This is a genomic window from Prevotella sp. tf2-5, from assembly GCF_900115435.1.
In the GTDB taxonomy this organism is placed as follows: Bacteria; Bacteroidota; Bacteroidia; order Bacteroidales; family Bacteroidaceae; genus Prevotella.
In genome coordinates, this window is the sequence record NZ_FOWK01000008.1 from 88,108 (window position 1) to 104,414 (window position 16,307).

Sequence of the window (16,307 nt, forward strand, 5' to 3'; positions counted from 1 at the left end):
ACCATAAACATCAGGCTTGTGCCTTCTCTATCCATGCTGCGATGTCATCGACAGAGGGCTTCTGCATGTCAAGCTTATATTTCTTTACGATGTCTCCAATTTTCTGCTGTAACCCTTGAGCCTTCTCGTCCTTGATGTTCTGAACGAGGTTGAAACCTGCTTTGCGGAGCACGGGAACCCACTCTTCAGGGACTCCTATCTCTGCCCACTCGGCAGAAGTGCTCTGAGGAATCTTCTTCTCAGGTTTCATTTGAGGGAAGAACAATACTTCCTGAATGAAGGTCTTTCCTGTCATAAGCATAACTAAACGGTCGATACCGATACCGATACCACTTGTCGGCGGCATACCGTACTGCAAAGCACGAAGGAAATCCTGATCGATAATCATTGCTTCGTCGTCACCCTTGTCAGCAAGCTTCATCTGCTCAATGAAGCGTTCCTCTTGATCAATGGGGTCGTTTAGCTCAGAGTAAGCGTTGGCGAGTTCCTTGCCATTCACCATCAGTTCGAAGCGCTCGGTGAGTCCGGGCTTAGAACGATGCATTTTGGTAAGAGGTGACATCTCAACAGGGTAATCGGTGATGAAGGTGGGTTGGATGAAGGTTCCCTCACAGAACTCACCAAAGAGCTCGTCGATAAGCTTTCCCTTACCCATCGTCTCGTCAACATCCATGCCCTTAGAGAGACAGAATGCCCGAATCTCCTCCTCACTCTTACCATTGCAGTCGAAACCTGTCTTCTCCTCGATGGCCTCAAGGATTGGTAACCGACGATAAGGAGCCTTGAATGAAACGATGTTACCATCAATCTCTCGCTCGGGCTTGCCGTTGACAGCGATACAGATGGTCTCCAAGAGTTTCTCTGTGAACGACATCATCCAGTTGTAATCCTTATACTGTACATAAAGTTCCATACAGGTGAACTCTGGGTTATGATTGCGGTCCATACCCTCGTTGCGGAAGTTCTTGCCAATCTCGTAGACACCCTCGAAGCCACCCACGATGAGACGCTTTAAATAAAGCTCAGTGGCAATACGCATATACATATCTTGATCAAGTGCGTTGAAGTGGGTGATAAAAGGACGTGCGGAAGCGCCACCGGCAATCATCTGTAAGGTAGGAGTCTCCACCTCCGTATAGCCCGCTTCATCCAATACTCTGCGTAATGTGCGAATCACCGTGGCTCGCTGTAGGAATGTGTCCTTGACTCCTTCGTTAACCACCAAGTCGACATAGCGTTGGCGATAACGCAACTCGGGATCGTCAAATTTATCATAAGCCACACCATCTTTGTATTTTACGATAGGTAAAGGCTTCAATGATTTCGATAATAAAGTCAACTCTTGGGCATGGACGGAAATCTCACCTGTCTGGGTGCGGAAGACAAAACCTTTGACGCCGATGAAATCACCGATGTCCAGTAGTCGCTTAAACACCTTATTATATATGTCTTTATCTTCCCCGGGACATAGGTCATCGCGGGAGATATATACCTGTATTCTGCCTTTGCTGTCCTGAATTTCCGCAAAGCTTGCCTTTCCCATGACACGACGGCTCATCATACGTCCTGCGATACATACCTGGCGCTGTTCGTCATCGTCACGGAAGTTTTCAAGGATATCGGTAGAGAAAGCGTTTGTCGGATATTCTGCTGCAGGGTAGGGATTGATACCCATCTGGCGCAGTTCCTGAAGACTCTCGCGTCTTCCAATCTCCTGTTCACTGAGTTCTAAAACGTTCATATTGTTTTTCAATTACTATTATAATGGTTGCAAAGATAGTGCAAACTGAGTGAAAAACCAAATTTTATTTGAGTTTTTCCGAGGTGCGGCCTATTTTCGCTGGATTTTATTCAGCAAAGATACTAAATTATTCTGAGATAGTCTCCTTTTTAGCTTTTTTTTCATTATTCTGGAAGCAGTACATTAAATAATTGCTAAAAAAGCGGACAATATTTGGTTGGATGAGGATTTCTTTTTATATTTGCCAAATTAAAGATTAATACTAACACATTAAAATGATAGACAACAATTTCAAGACCAAGGTCATAGGGGTGGATATCCGTGTTGACAGAACGGTCTATGCCTTGGTTAATATTCGAGGTGAGGTGCTGGCTCGTGATGAGATAGTCACTTCGGATTATCCTGTTATCAGTGATTTTGTCACTAAATTGTCAGAGAAGATTGTCTTATTGATGGAGGCAAACGGAGGTTTTGACAGTGTCCGCTCCATAGGTGTCAGCGCTCCGAGTGGAAATTTTCATACAGGATGTATTGAGAACTCCCCGAACCTTCCTTGGAAGGGTATCGTGCCACTGGCAGCGATGCTGCGTGACCGTATGGGACTGGCTGTTGCTGTCGATAACAATGCGAATGTCATAGCGATGGCGGAACATGCTTTTGGAGCCGCCCATGGTCTGAAAGATTTTGTGCTAGTCAACCTCGGAAGTGGAATGGGTAGCTGTATCTATAGCAAAGGGGTGATTTATCAAGGAACGAATGGGTTCTCTGGAGAGATAGGTCACACGACATATATTGCCGGAGGACGTCAGTGTGGTTGTGGAAAACAGGGATGCCTGGAAGCATATACCGCATCAAAAGGAGTCCTGCAAACTGCTAAGGAGGTCTTGGAAGAATATGACACTCCTTCCTTGATGCGCCAATCCCAGCAATTGACAGTGAAACAGATTGTAGAGTTCTGCCATGAAGGTGACCAGTTGGCGATAGAGGTAATGCGTCGTACGGGACATGCTTTGGGAGTTGGTCTTGCCAACTATGCCTCTTTGTTTAATCCTGAGGCAATCATCCTTTCTGGTGCTGTCTCCAAGGCGGGAAAATGGCTGCTGGAACCGACTGATGAGGCTTTTGAAGAACATGTGTTCCATAATATGAAAGGGAAAATCAAGTTGGTATGCTCTCTCTATGAAGATAGGGAACTCATCGTGTTAGGAGCCAGTGTACTTGCTTGGACAGTGAAAGAATATTCTCTTTTTAAATAATAGAAGACGACCAATCCAAATGAACGAAAATATCATTAAAAGACATGTAGTAGGCGTGGATGTAAGTACTGATCTTACGACTTATGCCATCGTGGATATGCAAGGTGGGATACTGGCGAAAGAAACATTCGCCACCTCTGATTATCTGAATGTGAATGAATATGTGTCAGTTCTATGTGAGAAAATTATTGCGTTAGTTGAGCAACATGTAGGCTATGAGAGTATCCGTTCGGTGGGCGTCAGTGTACCAAGTGGTAATTTTATCACAGGTAGTATGGAGAATGCCTCAAATATGCCTTGGAAAGGACATGTTCCGTTGGCAGCGATGTTGCGTGACCGCTTGGGACTTTCCGTTGCCTTGGGTAATGATGCACATGTGACGGCAGTCGCTGAGAGAGCCTTCGGAGCAGCTCATGGCTTGTCGAATTTCATCGTGGTGACTATCAGTCATGGCGGACTGGGCAGTTGTATATTCCTGGATGGTCATCCGCATCTGGGAGCGGAGGGCTTTGCCGGTGAGTTCGGTCATATTTGCATCTACGAGGATGGTCGCCAGTGTAGTTGTGGTCATCGGGGGTGCTTGGAAGAATATGCTTCTGCCCGTGGGTTGGTACGTACAGTACGGGAGATTGTCGAAGAAGGAAGAGACAGTTCCCTTAAGGACAAGGGTGAGCTGACTCCTCAGTTGATCGCCATTGCTTGTGAGCAGGGTGACGAGGTAGCCATTGAGGCTTTCAAGAGAACAGGGCGTATCCTGGGCGGAGCGTTGGCGACTTATGCGTCATTGGTCGACCCGGAGGCGATCATCCTGACGGGTGACATGACAGCTTATAGTAAGTGGATGATGAGTGATCTGAAAGAGACTTTTGAGTCCAATATCTTCCAAAATCTTAAGGGTAAGGTAAATATTACCATCTCTCCATTGAACAATGGTGAGCGTGACGTACTTGGGGCAAGTGCTTTGGCATGGTATGTAAAAGAATACTCTTTATTCAAATAAAATAGGTAACTAAATTATTATAATACTTTCATGGAAGAAAACATCAAAACACGAGTTGTCGGAGTCGACATTAGTAATGAGCTTACCACTTTTGCGATTGTGGATATCAGGGGTAACATTATTGCAGAAGATAGTTTTGTGACAATAGACTATCAGGATGTCAATAATTTCGTATCGACGTTAAGTGAGAGAATCGTCTCATTAGTGGAGGAACATGTCGGGTATGAGAAAATCCGTTCTGTGGGAGTCAGTTGTCCGAGTGCCAGCTTTATCTCAGGGAATGTTGTTAACGCGCCTAACTTACCATGGAAAGGTGTGATCCCTATGGCAGCGATGTTACGAGACCGGCTTGGATTGGCTGTCGCATTGGCGAATGACGCCCATGTCTCTGCCCTTGGTGAGCGTACCTTTGGATCGGCACATGGTATGAAGGATTTTATCGTGATCAATATCGGAGTAGGCTTGGGCAGTTGTTTCTTCTCTAATGGGCACGAGCATCAAGGTTTTGAAGGTTTCGCTGGTGAGATTGGTCATACTTGCGTGGTCGGTAATGGTCGTGTTTGCGGATGTGGTAAGAAAGGATGTCTGGAGGCTTATGTAGCAGCAAAGGGAATTATCCGTACGGCGCAGGAATTAATGGAAGCCTCCAATGAGCCCTCTTTGATGCGGGACTTGGAAAAACTGACACCTCGTACGATTACTGAATGTTGTAACAAAGGAGATGCAATGGCGATAGAGGTGTACCGTCGTACAGGTCATATGTTTGGAGTGGGATTAGCCAACTATGCCAGTATTGTCGATCCTCAGGCGATTATCTTGACAGGTGGTATCTCTCATGCTGGTAAATGGTTGTTGGATCCCACCCGAGAGTCTTTTGAGGACAATATCTTTGGTAATATGAAAGGTAAGGTGAAGATTATCGTGTCACAACTCGACGACCGTGAGCGTGATGTCTTAGGTGCCAGTGCCCTTGCCTGGGAAGTTCCTGAATATTCTCTTTTTAAATAATGAACGTAGAAAGAATCAACGAGATTATTAACGCTAAACCCAATTTGAGTACTGCCCTCGGGATGGAGTTTATCTCCACGCCCGAGGACGATACTTGTATGGCGCGGATGAAGGTGGATGAGCGCAACCGTCAGCCTTTCGGGTTTTTGAGTGGTGGCGCCTCCCTTGCCCTTGCAGAGAATGTGGCGGGAGTAGGCTCCTCCGCTTTGTGTGCAGACTGTGCCTGTGTGGGCATTGAAGTGAGTGGCAGTCATGTAAGGGCGGTCAGCGAGGGTGACACTGTCACCGCTTATGCCCGTCTGCAGCATCGTGGTAATACACTTCATGTATGGAATGTGGATATCAAGAATACTGCGGGAGAACTGATCTCCACAGTCCGGGTGACTAATTATATCATCAAAAATCATAAGTAGTATGTCGTGTTTCGCCCTTTTCCGTTTGCCGTATCAACAGCAGGTTACACTTGTCATGCAAACATCGGGTGAACCACTCGAAGTATCGTCTTGTATGGAGTTGAGCGGGAAAACGGGATTTGTGGTTGCACCCTTCGCTCCTTCCAGCGAACGTCCTATTCTGGTGATCCGTCCTGATGTGGTGACGCATGAGATACCTTGGGATCAGTTACAGGTAATGCCTCATCATGTATCCCCTTCTGTCCATACGGATCCGAGGATGGATTATCATATCGACTTTGCCAATTTCCATGCTCATCTGGAGAATCACGACTTTGCCAAGTTGGTGCTCTCACGGAGTATCTTCATTCCTGCTGATAGTACTGTGTCACCGATTACACTTTATCAGCGAGCCTGTGCCAGTTATCCGCGTATGATGATCATGCTGGTGTCGACATCTCGCAGTGGGATGTGGCTGGTGTCAACTCCCGAGATATTGTTGTCGGGTGGAGAGGAAGACTGGCAGACGGTTGCCCTGGCTGGTACAATGCCTTTCAGCGAGGAGGTGTTATGGAGTGATAAGAATATCCAGGAGCAGCGTTATGTGGCGACTTATATCATAGAACAGCTGGAGCAGTTCACATCAGATTTCAAGGAGACGGGACCTCGTACTATCCGTGCTGGTCATCTTGCCCATCTGCGTAGTGATTTTCATTTTCAGTTAAATAATAGTCAAAATATCGGAGAGCTGATACAGGCTCTTCATCCCACACCCGCCGTTTGTGGTCTACCCAAACAGGAAGCCTTCCGTTTTATCCAGCATAACGAGCATCATGACCGGAGTTACTATAGTGGTTTTATGGGACCGTTACAGGTGGCAGGAAATACTAACCTCTTTGTCACCCTCCGTTGTATGGAGATATTTGCTGATGGTTACCGTCTGTATGCAGGTGGTGGTATTCTGAAAGACAGTCAGGAGGAGCAAGAATGGCAGGAGACGGAAATCAAACTCGATACTATGAGACGTGTTATTTAGGGTTTACAGTTTAAAGTTTACGGTTTACAGTTGTTATGTATAGCAATAAAGAAAATGTCAATATACTCACCGCCTTGTTAGTGGCACATGGAGTCCGTCATGCTGTCGTATGTCCGGGGAGCAGGAATTCTCCTGTCGTACATAACCTCAATGAGTGTCCTGATATCCATTGTTACCCTGTGACAGACGAGCGTTCGGCAGGGTTCTATGCTTTAGGAATGGCACAGGCAACAAATACTCCTGTTGTCGTCTGCGTCACCAGTGGTACGGCATTGCTGAATCTTGCTCCTGCAGTCGCTGAGGCATATTACCAGCATCAACCGTTGGTCGTGATCTCCGCCGACCGTCCTGCCGCATGGATAGACCAGTTAGATGGTCAGACCATACCACAGCCCGATGCCTTAGGACGATTTGTCAAAAAAGCAGTATCGTTGCCAGAGCCACATGATGAGGAAGAGCGTTGGTATTGCAATCGTTTGGTCAACGAGACATTGATGGCGCGTCATGCTCCTGTGCATATCAATGTCCCCATCAGCGAACCCTTGTTTGACTTCTCTGTGTCTTCCTTGCCTGTGGAACGGAAGATAGAGCTTCTTCCTGCTGATACACCGGCGCATACCCTCAGTCATGTCGTACGGATGTTCATGCAGGCAAAGCGTCCGATGCTGATAGCCGGACAACCGATGAATCCGAATATGGACGAGGCTGTCTGTTTGGTAGAAGATGATGAGCGTTATGTCCCTGATTTCGTATTATATATCGGAAACTCTATTGTCAGCAAACGGGTTAAGCGTTTTTTACGGAAGGCAAAGGAAACATGGGCAGTGAATGAGACTGGTGAGGTGAATGACACGTTCATGAACTTGACACATGTCGTTCAAGGTGATGGAGATGTTGTTGCCGACCAGGTCCGTTTCATGCTGGAGCAACAGCCGCATCCTTTCGTTCAGCGCTGGGATGAGCTTTTGGAGAGAGCGCGTCAGCATGCTGTCGCTTATGAGCCTCCCTATTCCCAAATGGCTGTCGTGAAGTGTCTTAATGCTCATTCAACAACTCTCCATTTACAATTCGCCAACAGTACCGCTATCCGTCTCGCCAATATCTATGCCTGTCATAATGTCTATTGTAATCGTGGGGTGAACGGTATTGATGGGTCACTCAGTACTGCCGCAGGCTTTTCCCTTGTTACGGACGCCCCGGTGTTATGTGTCATTGGTGACCTGAGTTTCTTCTACGACCAGAACGCATTATGGAACCAGAACCTGCGTGGGAATTTCCGTATCCTGTTGATGAATAATGGCAAAGGGGGTATCTTTAACATGCTGTCAGGCTTGGAACAAAGTCCGGCCCGTGACAAGTTCGTGGCAGCAGAGCATCATACCTCCGCCAAAGGAATCTGTGAACAGAATGATATCGTCTATATGAGAGCGGATGATATGGTGGAGATGCAGGAGGGTGTTGACCGGCTGCTGCAGGAACAGAGTGACCGTCCAATGCTTCTGGAGGTGTTTACCGATGCCGCTGAGGATGAGCGGGTCTTCAAAGATTATTATGCGCAATTCAAAAAGAAATAAATATGGCACAAAGAGAATGGAAAGAGATTAGGAAGTTCGAGGAGATCCTCTTTGAGGAGTATCATGGTATAGCGAAGATCACCATCAATCGTCCTCGATATCGTAATGCGTTCACGCCTAAGACGACATTGGAGTTGTCACAGGCTTTTGCCCTTTGCCGGGAGATGCAGAATATCCGTGTGGTGTTGTTGACAGGTGCCGGCGACAAGGCATTCTGCTCTGGTGGTGATATGCATGTCAAGGGACGTGGTGGTTATGTGGATGACGAGGGCGTTCCTCGTCTGAGTGTCCTCGATGTACAGATGCAGATTCGTCGCTTGCCCAAACCCGTTATCGCAATGGTTAATGGTTATGCCATCGGTGGCGGTCATGTGCTCCATCTGGTATGTGATCTGACCATCGCCTCTGAGAATGCCATCTTCGGACAGACAGGTCCGAAGGTAGGTTCTTTTGACGCAGGCTTCGGCTCCAGCTATCTCGCCCGTATCGTCGGACAGAAGAAAGCCCGTGAGATATGGTTCCTCTGTCGTCAGTACTCTGCCAAGGAGGCTGAGGAGATGGGGATGGTCAATAAGGTGGTACCTTTCGACCAGTTGGAGGATGAGTGTGTCGCTTGGGCAGAGGAGATGATGGAGCGTAGTCCTATCGCCCTCCGCATGATCAAGGCAGGACTGAATGCCGAACTCGATGGACAGGCAGGTATCCAGCAGTTGGCTGGTGATGCAACCATGTTGTATTATTTCTTGGATGAGGCTCAGGAAGGTGGAAAGGCGTTCTTGGAGAAGCGCAAGCCCGACTTCGAGCAATATCCTAAGATTCCGTGATAGTTGAAAGTGAAAATTGATATAGAGGAGCGAGTGCTCCATTTCAAACAGCCGGCAGGAACTTCCCGTGGGGTATACACGGAACGGAGAATCTGGCTGGTGACGATATCCGATGGGGAGCGTATCGGAGTAGGGGAGTGTGCGCCGTTACCGAACCTCAGCTGCGACGATATCCCCAACTATACCGAGGTACTCCGTCGTTTCTGCGATGAGGTGGAGCGGACAGGCGAGCTTGATACCGAGGCTCTGCGTGACTATCCCTCCATGCTCTTCGGCTTGGAGACAGCACTGATGGATGTCAGATGTAAGATGGAAGATGGAAGAAGTTTGTTGTTTGACAACGCTTTTTCTCGTGGTGAAGTCGGTATCCCCATCAACGGACTGGTATGGATGGGCTCCTTCGAGGAGATGAGGGAGCGCATCGAACAGAAACTGGCACAGGGCTTCCATTGTGTCAAACTGAAGATTGGTGCCATCGACTTTGATGCCGAACTGGAACTCGTCAGGAGAATCCGTGAGCGTTTCAGTCTTCATGAGGTGGAATTGCGGGTGGATGCCAATGGGGCTTTTCCTTTCGAAGAGGCTCTTTATAAGATGGAGCTGCTCTCGCAATATGCGTTACACTCCATCGAACAACCTATCAAGGCAAAGCAGTGGGCGAACATGGCGGAGCTCTGTCGGGAGTCACCTCTGCCTATCGCATTGGACGAGGAACTGATTGGTGTCAACGACCCTGACCAGAAACGGCAGATGCTGAATATCATCCGTCCTCGCTACATCATCCTGAAACCGTCCTTGCATGGGGGGATGATGGGTGTCCGTGAGTGGATAGACATCGCTAATGATATGGGTATCGGTTCTTGGATCACCTCTGCCTTGGAGAGTAATATCGGTCTGAACGCCATCGCACAGCTGGCGGCAGATATCTATGGTCCTCATATCCGTATGCCACAAGGGTTGGGGACTGGACAACTTTTTACAGATAATATCCCCATGCCCCTGGAAATACGAGGGGAAAAACTTTGGAGAGTTCATAGTTGACACTGAAGGAATTCCTTGAAGAGTGGAATAACTCTTCGGAAACAATACTGGTGCATACCAGTGGGTCGACAGGTAAACCGAAACCAATGCTGGTGGAGAAACGACGCATGGAGGCCTCGGCACGTATCACCTGTCAGTTCTTAGGACTGAAAGAAGGTGACACCGCCCTGCTTTGTATGCCCCTCGATTATATCGCTGGAAAGATGATGGTGGTGCGTTCGCTGGTTTGGAGCCTTCATTTGATGTGTTTGGAGCCTTCAAGTCACCCGTTTGGAGCCTCCAAACACCCCGAATGTAACGTCCCCATAGATTTCGCGGCAATGGTACCCATGCAGGTATGGAATACACTACAGGTACCAGAGGAGCGGGAGCGATTGATGCAGGTCCGTCACCTGATTATCGGTGGCGGTGCCATCAATAACGAGTTGGCGGAAGCGTTAAAGGACTTCCCAAATGCTGTGTGGAGTACGTATGGGATGACGGAGACGCTGTCGCATATCGCCTTGCGACGACTGAACGGTCCTGAGCGCAGCGATTGGTACACACCCTTCGAGGGTGTTGAGGTGTCACTGAGTGAGGAAGGTTGTCTCGTCATCCATGCTCCTGCCGTCCACGACGGTCTCTTGGTCACTAATGATATCGCAGAACTGTCACCTGTCAACTCTCACTTGTCACCTAACCAATTCCGCATCCTCGGCAGAAAGGATAATGTCATCTGCTCAGGTGGTATCAAGATACAGATAGAAGAGGTGGAGCGACTATTGTATCCGCATCTCCATGAGCCTTTTATGATTACCAAGGCACCAGATCAGAAACTCGGTGAACAGGTCGTTCTGCTCATCGAGTCCCACGATATACCTGCTGTTCAGGATATCTGTCGTCAGGTGTTGCCCAAATACTGGCAACCCCGTCAATACCTTTCCGTTGACCATATCCCTCTCACAGAGACAGGCAAGCCTGCCCGTGCAGAGGCAGAGCGTTTGGCAAGATTGTATTAATCAAGGAGCTATATCGTTCATTTTCCCTAACCTCGCAACAAAAAAAGTTTGTTAAGGGGTTAGCATTTTGAACGGCTGAAGGGTATTACTATAAAAAGACGTGATGGAAAGACATGAAAGGCTACGGGTAGGCGAGCAAAGCTCAGGAATGATCCAAAGGCTGTTCAAACAGCACTACGCCAAGATGCTGAGGGTGGCACGTACGATCCTCTACGATGAGCAGGAAAGTAAAGATGTGGTCAGTGACATCTTTGAGAGTCTGCTTCATGGACAGACAGAACTGATGCCTGACACAGAGGAGCGTTACTTGCTTACGAGCGTTCGTAACCAATGCTTGAAACGTATCCGCCATCAGGAAACAAGGCTCCGCTTGGAGACTTCACCTGCAGAGAAGCCGTCTGATGCAGAGAATGAAGACGAGCGCATAACCGACATCGTCGAGTTTGTCGTCAGCCATCTGACAGAACAAGAGCAACGCATCTTCCACTTTCGTTTCACTGAAGGGTATAGCTATGAGGAGATCGCTTCTTCTGAAGGCATCAGTCGCGTAGCTGTATGGAAACATCTTTCACACGCCTTGAAAGAAATCAGGAACCGTTTTAATCCGAAAGGCTTATGAAAAAAAACTACCACAACAAACAGCTTTGCCGCGATATGCAGGAAGAGCCCGACAAGTATTCCGATCAGGAGATAGAGGAAATGATAGACGATCTTGACCAAATGCCTGACGTTGATGAAGCATGGCAGCAGTTCACCCGGCAGCATATACCCTCAGAACGTCCTATACATACGTGGCGTAAGATCGCAGCCATACTCATTGGCATATTAACACTATCAGGTATTGCCATCGCAGCAGTTCAAATGATGCGTCAGTCCCAGCATGAGGAACAACCTGTAACAGCGGTAGAAAAGCCTCAGTCTGCAATCATCGTATCTCAAACCCTTCCAGCTGATACCATCGTCAAGTCTGGACCTGTCGTTTTCGACAATGTCCCACTCGATAGCATTGCCAAGGACATTGCTACCTATCATCACCTTGATGTGGACTTACAGAATGAAAGGCAACGGGTAGGCGCGTCAGCGGGAATGCATGCTAGTCAACTCCGTTTCTATTTCGTATGGAATCAGGAAGAGAGTCTGCAAGAGGTCATAGAGAAGTTGAATATGTTCGAACATGTCAATATGGTTGTAGAGAACGGAAAACTGATTGTCAGATGATGAAGCACTTCATGATGCCCCTTATTACCCTGTTCTGTTTCATCAACGTTCAGGCGCAGAAGATCACGCGCAGTTATGATAATGTATCAATGTCTGAGGCTTTGCGTGACCTCAACGAGCAATTGCGGGACTATACCATCAGTTTTATGTACAATGAGTTGGAAGACTTCCGTGTGACCACTAATATCAAGCATAAGTCTGTCACAGATGCTATCATGCAGATTGTCGCCTTCTATCCTATCCGTGTCGTGAAGCATGGAGAGCATGAGTTATATGTGGAATGTACCCACAAGACAAATCTCCATCTGACAGGCACCATTATTGACGAAAACCGCCAGCCTGTGCCCTACGCCAATGTTTACCTGCTTCATCCATCAGACTCAACCATCATCGGTGGAGGCGTGAGCAACGAGGCTGGCGTTTTTGTCATTCCATACAATCAGCCAACCGTTCTTGCCCGCATTTCATACGTCGGCTACAAGACAGTCTATCACCTATGCAACAACGAACAAGTCGGAACCATTCAGATGAAGCCCGAGACGATGACTATCAAAGGTGTAGTTGTGACAGGTGAGCGTCCCAAGGTACAATTGCAGGGCAATTCGCTCGTGATGAATGTGGAGGGAACGGTGATGGAACGAATGGGCACCGCTGAAGATGTGCTCTCGCGGGTGCCTACCATTTCAAAGAAAGGAGATGTGTTTGAGATTCTGGGGAAAGGGGTACCGTTGATTTACCTGAATAATCGTAAGTTGACCGACTTGCAGGAACTGAAGAACATCCAGTCAGACAACATCAAGAACATAGAAGTAATTCAGAATCCTGGTGCCCGGTATGACGCATCCGTCAATGCTGTTATCATCATTCACACCAAGCGCACGGCAGGTGAGGGTCTTGGTGTAGAACTGAACTCATGGAGCCGCAAAGATCGTGGATACGTAAACAACGAGCGCATCAACCTGACTTACCGCACTGGCAGGCTGGAATTATTCGCCAACCTTTTCGGAGCTTATAACAAGAAGTGGAGCCGCAGTGAGTTTGAACAGACCGTCTTTGCCGACACGCTGTGGGTTATTACCAACAGAGAGGAAGAGCATGTACGCAATCCATTCCTTGAGGGCCGCTTCGGCTTCAACTATCAGCTGAACGATAACAACTCTTTTGGCGGTTTCTATCAGAACACCTACGACTATATGAAAGTGTCGTTTGAGGATGATGATGACCTGCAAGCCGACGGTTCCCCTTATGACCACTTGCAGAACAGTAGCGTCAAAAGAGCCAAAGGCACACCCAAACACCAAGTGAATATATACTACACGGGTAAGATTGGAAAGTTCAGCATCGACTTCAATGCCGACTATACCTATCGTAATCAGCGTAACCGCAACCGGCAACAGGAACTGAGCGACGAGTATGATGACCGCGACGTCAACACCTATGCCCTGACGCGCAGCCGCCTGATGGCAGAGAAACTCTTCGTGACGCATCCAATAGGGAAAGGACAGATTGAGATTGGAGAGGAATATACCAATACCCGCTGGAACAGCAGTTTCGAGAACACGGAAGGCTACATTGCCAACAGCAACAACGAGCAGCATGAGCAAGCCATAGCCCCCTTCATGGAACTACGCCAGCAGATTGGCCGTCTGCAGTTGGCTGCAGGTTTGCGCTATGAGCACGTGACGTCGGAATACTTCGTTGGCGGCATCCGTCGCGATGACCAGAGCCGTACCTATAACGACTTCTTTCCATCGGTGTCCCTGTCAACTTCTGTGAAGAAGGTGCAACTGTCGTTCAGCTATGCCAAGCGCATCAGGCGTCCGTCTTACTGGCAGTTGAGTAGTGATGTCATCTATGAGAACCGTTTGAACATGCAGACGGGAAATCCCTATCTGAAGCCCGTTAAGTATCATAATGCGAATGCGATGGCTATGTGGAAGTGGCTATATCTCAACGTCAACTATAGCCATTGTATCGACCCCATCCTCTACACGGTAGAAAGCTTGGAGAGTGACAGCAAGGTGAACCTTGTGACCCACAAGAACTACGACCATGCCGATTGGATCACCATCACGCTGGGGGCACAGAAGAATGTCAAATTGGGTCACGAAGTCACATGGACGCCGCAATACAACATATCACTGATGAAGCCGTGGCTTAAAGCGGAGTTTCTGGGCGAACAGAAGAGTTTCAATCAGCCTATGCTGTCCCTGCAATTGGGCAACATAGTCACCCTGTCTCACGACTGGCTTGTGCAGGCAGACTTCAACGTGCATACACACGGTGACACTGGCTCGAATGCCAATTTCGACTGTACTAACCCTATCCTATCGCTTAGTGTCAGCAAGGACTTTTGCAAACGCCGCCTTAACATCAAACTCTCAGGCAATGACCTTTTCAATGGAGGCATTAATCGCTTCACGCTCTACAGTAATCGCATGATGTTCCGCAAGACAGAGGACAACGACTCGCGCTGCGTTACCCTCTCCCTGCGCTACCGTTTCAATGTCACACCGTCGAAATACAAAGGTACAGGTGCAGGTAATGCAGAGAGAAACCGACTGTAATTTTACTTCCCTCGGGATTTGATCCTTGAGCGCATACTGCGGACGGATGTGCGCTTCACATTGAGGGCGGCAGCGATGGCTTCATCATCGTAGTGTAGGTCGTCTTGCATGATGAGGAATATGTATTGTGCGGTGGAGAGACCTCTGTATTTGCGCTCCCACTCCTGCCATCGCTTCGGGCGCAACTGGGCGAAGTAGTCCACCAGGCATAGCTGCTCCTTGGCGGTGGCTTCCGCGATACACTGGTGCTGCTGTAGTTGACTGTACATCTGCGTGCCGATCAGTAGTGCTCCAGATATGCGCTCCATACGGCTTTCCATTTCTTCTTTCATTCGTTCCATCTCCTGCCCGTTCTCTTGACCGTCCTTCTCCTGCTGCTCAATCTTCGTGCGCAGTTCGCTGATACGCTTGGTGTCCTCATCCAGTCGAAAACTCAGCCTGTGCATCTTCTTACGGTGCCATCTCATGCCAATTCCAATGGCGAGTACCACTAATACGATCAGAACGATAATCAACCCCTGCATCCATGATAAGCGATGGTAGAAATCTTTCGTCTGCCGCACCTCATCAAACTTCTGTTGCCACTCAGTCATTTGCATGAGCTGATTGACATGCTCTATAGAGTCTTTGTACAATTTTACAAGTCTTCTTGCCTCCAATGCCTGCTCATGACTGCCCGTCAATTCATAGAGTTCTGATAGAAGTTCCATGCTTTTCATGCGAGTCTTTTGGTCATTGCCTGCCATCCCCACTTCTAATTCTGCCAGTCTGATGGCCTTCTCATATTGTCCTTGGGCTTTCCTTATGCGGGCCAATGTCAAGTTTCCTAAAGAGCTGTGTGTTTCCATCCATGCTCCATCTCTTGTCGGGAAGCATATATTGACGTAGGCGCCATTTCCCTCCCACTTCTTAATATATTCCTCAGCCTTTGCAGTATCACCCTTCTCCTCATATATCAATGCTATGGTGCTATATATATTAGCCAGCAAGTCCTCGCTTGCATATTTTTTCAGTTTAAGACATTTCGTCAGATAGGTGTATGCACTGTCCTGCTGGTTCATGTCTGCGTATGCTGTGGCACACATGAAAAGACTCCTTAGTATCATCATACTATCTTTGAGCTCGATACTGCTGTCGAGCCATTTATGTGCATATTTCAAGGCTTGCGGATGATTATTGATGATGATGTTGACATAGTGTAGCCTGTTATAGATGTGGTTTTTCAGTTCCTCATCGTCAGCTGCTTCCGATATGATCTCTGCCACTTTGAAGTCTTTGACGGCATCGGGTAGATTACCAAGTTTAGACATCCTGATAACACCACGATAAAGATAGGCTCGACCACGGTGCCAGTCATCACCATGCTGGTTGTAGTAGGCTATACAAGCAGATATGAGCGAGTCGTTATCAATCATTCCATAAACCTTATAAATCCCATTGGTCTTGGAGACCAGTATCGTTTTCAGCAGTCCGTATTCTGCTTTGTCTTTCTCTGTCAGGGAGTTCATGTGTACCTTCGCTAAAACGACTTTGGCTGATTCTGGATTTTCTTCTAACAGCTCCCAGACCTGTCTTAGCAGGGGATGCTGCTGCTCAGTACATCCGAACATAGCGGTCAAGAAAGCCAGTAAGATGAATAGTTTTTTCATATT

The 16,307-nt window shown here is 47.9% G+C and carries 14 protein-coding genes; 12 read left to right on the forward strand and 2 right to left on the reverse strand.

What is annotated here, in order from left to right; genetic code table 11:
* Window positions 1-10: 10 nt before the first annotated feature.
* Complete coding sequence (gene lysS, locus BM257_RS09530) at window positions 11-1,741, reverse strand: lysine--tRNA ligase (RefSeq protein WP_092071657.1); 1,731 nt, start codon at window positions 1,739-1,741, stop codon at window positions 11-13.
* 275 nt (window positions 1,742-2,016) lie between these two features.
* Between lysS and BM257_RS09535 the strand changes: the two genes are divergently transcribed.
* The 12 genes from BM257_RS09535 (at window position 2,017) to BM257_RS09590 (ending at window position 14,655) form a co-directional block, all read left to right on the forward strand.
* On the forward strand, window positions 2,017-2,997 hold the full coding sequence (locus tag BM257_RS09535) for an ROK family protein (RefSeq protein WP_092071660.1): 981 nt from the start codon (window positions 2,017-2,019) through the stop codon (window positions 2,995-2,997).
* A 19-nt stretch (window positions 2,998-3,016) separates the two neighbouring features.
* Complete coding sequence (locus tag BM257_RS09540) at window positions 3,017-3,997, forward strand: ROK family protein (protein WP_092071663.1); 981 nt, start codon at window positions 3,017-3,019, stop codon at window positions 3,995-3,997.
* Window positions 3,998-4,027: 30 nt separating this feature from the next.
* The gene (locus tag BM257_RS09545; protein WP_092071666.1) at window positions 4,028-5,005 is read left to right on the forward strand and encodes an ROK family protein; all 978 of its coding nucleotides are present in this window, start codon (window positions 4,028-4,030) and stop codon (window positions 5,003-5,005) included.
* Window positions 5,005-5,418, forward strand: coding sequence for a PaaI family thioesterase (locus tag BM257_RS09550; RefSeq protein WP_092071669.1), 414 nt, complete (start codon window positions 5,005-5,007; stop codon window positions 5,416-5,418). The genes BM257_RS09545 and BM257_RS09550 overlap by 1 nt, the downstream gene beginning before the upstream one ends.
* 94 nt (window positions 5,419-5,512) lie before the next feature.
* On the forward strand, window positions 5,513-6,433 hold the full coding sequence (locus BM257_RS09555) for an isochorismate synthase (protein ID WP_255405726.1): 921 nt from the start codon (window positions 5,513-5,515) through the stop codon (window positions 6,431-6,433).
* A 35-nt stretch (window positions 6,434-6,468) separates the two neighbouring features.
* Window positions 6,469-8,007, forward strand: coding sequence for a 2-succinyl-5-enolpyruvyl-6-hydroxy-3-cyclohexene-1-carboxylate synthase (menD, locus tag BM257_RS09560; protein ID WP_092071674.1), 1,539 nt, complete (start codon window positions 6,469-6,471; stop codon window positions 8,005-8,007).
* A 2-nt stretch (window positions 8,008-8,009) separates the two neighbouring features.
* Window positions 8,010-8,831, forward strand: coding sequence for a 1,4-dihydroxy-2-naphthoyl-CoA synthase (gene menB, locus BM257_RS09565; RefSeq protein WP_092071677.1), 822 nt, complete (start codon window positions 8,010-8,012; stop codon window positions 8,829-8,831).
* A 3-nt stretch (window positions 8,832-8,834) separates the two neighbouring features.
* The gene (menC, locus tag BM257_RS09570; protein ID WP_092071680.1) at window positions 8,835-9,872 is read left to right on the forward strand and encodes an o-succinylbenzoate synthase; all 1,038 of its coding nucleotides are present in this window, start codon (window positions 8,835-8,837) and stop codon (window positions 9,870-9,872) included.
* Entirely contained in the window at window positions 9,869-10,870 is a 1,002-nt protein-coding gene (locus BM257_RS09575; protein ID WP_092071683.1) for an AMP-binding protein, read from the forward strand. Before menC ends, BM257_RS09575 begins: the two co-directional genes overlap by 4 nt.
* Window positions 10,871-10,973: 103 nt before the next feature.
* A complete protein-coding gene (locus BM257_RS09580; protein WP_092071686.1) occupies window positions 10,974-11,489 on the forward strand; it encodes a sigma-70 family RNA polymerase sigma factor in 516 nt (171 codons plus the stop codon).
* Window positions 11,486-12,088 (forward strand): DUF4974 domain-containing protein, encoded by a 603-nt coding sequence (locus tag BM257_RS09585; RefSeq protein WP_143096822.1) that lies wholly within the window; start codon window positions 11,486-11,488, stop codon window positions 12,086-12,088. The genes BM257_RS09580 and BM257_RS09585 overlap by 4 nt, the downstream gene beginning before the upstream one ends.
* The gene (locus BM257_RS09590) at window positions 12,085-14,655 is read left to right on the forward strand and encodes an outer membrane beta-barrel family protein (RefSeq protein ID WP_177216075.1); all 2,571 of its coding nucleotides are present in this window, start codon (window positions 12,085-12,087) and stop codon (window positions 14,653-14,655) included. The genes BM257_RS09585 and BM257_RS09590 overlap by 4 nt, the downstream gene beginning before the upstream one ends.
* A 2-nt stretch (window positions 14,656-14,657) precedes the next feature.
* On the opposite strand, the gene BM257_RS09595 is transcribed toward BM257_RS09590, so the two are convergent.
* Window positions 14,658-16,304: a tetratricopeptide repeat protein gene (locus tag BM257_RS09595; RefSeq protein WP_092071695.1), complete on the reverse strand. Its 1,647-nt coding sequence runs from the start codon at window positions 16,302-16,304 to the stop codon at window positions 14,658-14,660.
* Between the last annotated feature and the right edge of the window lie 3 nt (window positions 16,305-16,307).

Coding starts and splice junctions, on each gene's coding strand:
- lysS (WP_092071657.1), bottom strand. CDS start 1,741: ATGAACGTTTTAGAACTCAGTGAACAGGAGATTGGAAGACGCGAGAGT.
- BM257_RS09535 (WP_092071660.1), top strand. CDS start 2,017: ATGATAGACAACAATTTCAAGACCAAGGTCATAGGGGTGGATATCCGT.
- BM257_RS09540 (WP_092071663.1), top strand. CDS start 3,017: ATGAACGAAAATATCATTAAAAGACATGTAGTAGGCGTGGATGTAAGT.
- BM257_RS09545 (WP_092071666.1), top strand. CDS start 4,028: ATGGAAGAAAACATCAAAACACGAGTTGTCGGAGTCGACATTAGTAAT.
- BM257_RS09550 (WP_092071669.1), top strand. CDS start 5,005: ATGAACGTAGAAAGAATCAACGAGATTATTAACGCTAAACCCAATTTG.
- BM257_RS09555 (WP_255405726.1), top strand. CDS start 5,513: ATGGAGTTGAGCGGGAAAACGGGATTTGTGGTTGCACCCTTCGCTCCT.
- menD (WP_092071674.1), top strand. CDS start 6,469: ATGTATAGCAATAAAGAAAATGTCAATATACTCACCGCCTTGTTAGTG.
- menB (WP_092071677.1), top strand. CDS start 8,010: ATGGCACAAAGAGAATGGAAAGAGATTAGGAAGTTCGAGGAGATCCTC.
- BM257_RS09580 (WP_092071686.1), top strand. CDS start 10,974: ATGGAAAGACATGAAAGGCTACGGGTAGGCGAGCAAAGCTCAGGAATG.
- BM257_RS09585 (WP_143096822.1), top strand. CDS start 11,486: ATGAAAAAAAACTACCACAACAAACAGCTTTGCCGCGATATGCAGGAA.
- BM257_RS09590 (WP_177216075.1), top strand. CDS start 12,085: ATGATGAAGCACTTCATGATGCCCCTTATTACCCTGTTCTGTTTCATC.
- BM257_RS09595 (WP_092071695.1), bottom strand. CDS start 16,304: ATGAAAAAACTATTCATCTTACTGGCTTTCTTGACCGCTATGTTCGGA.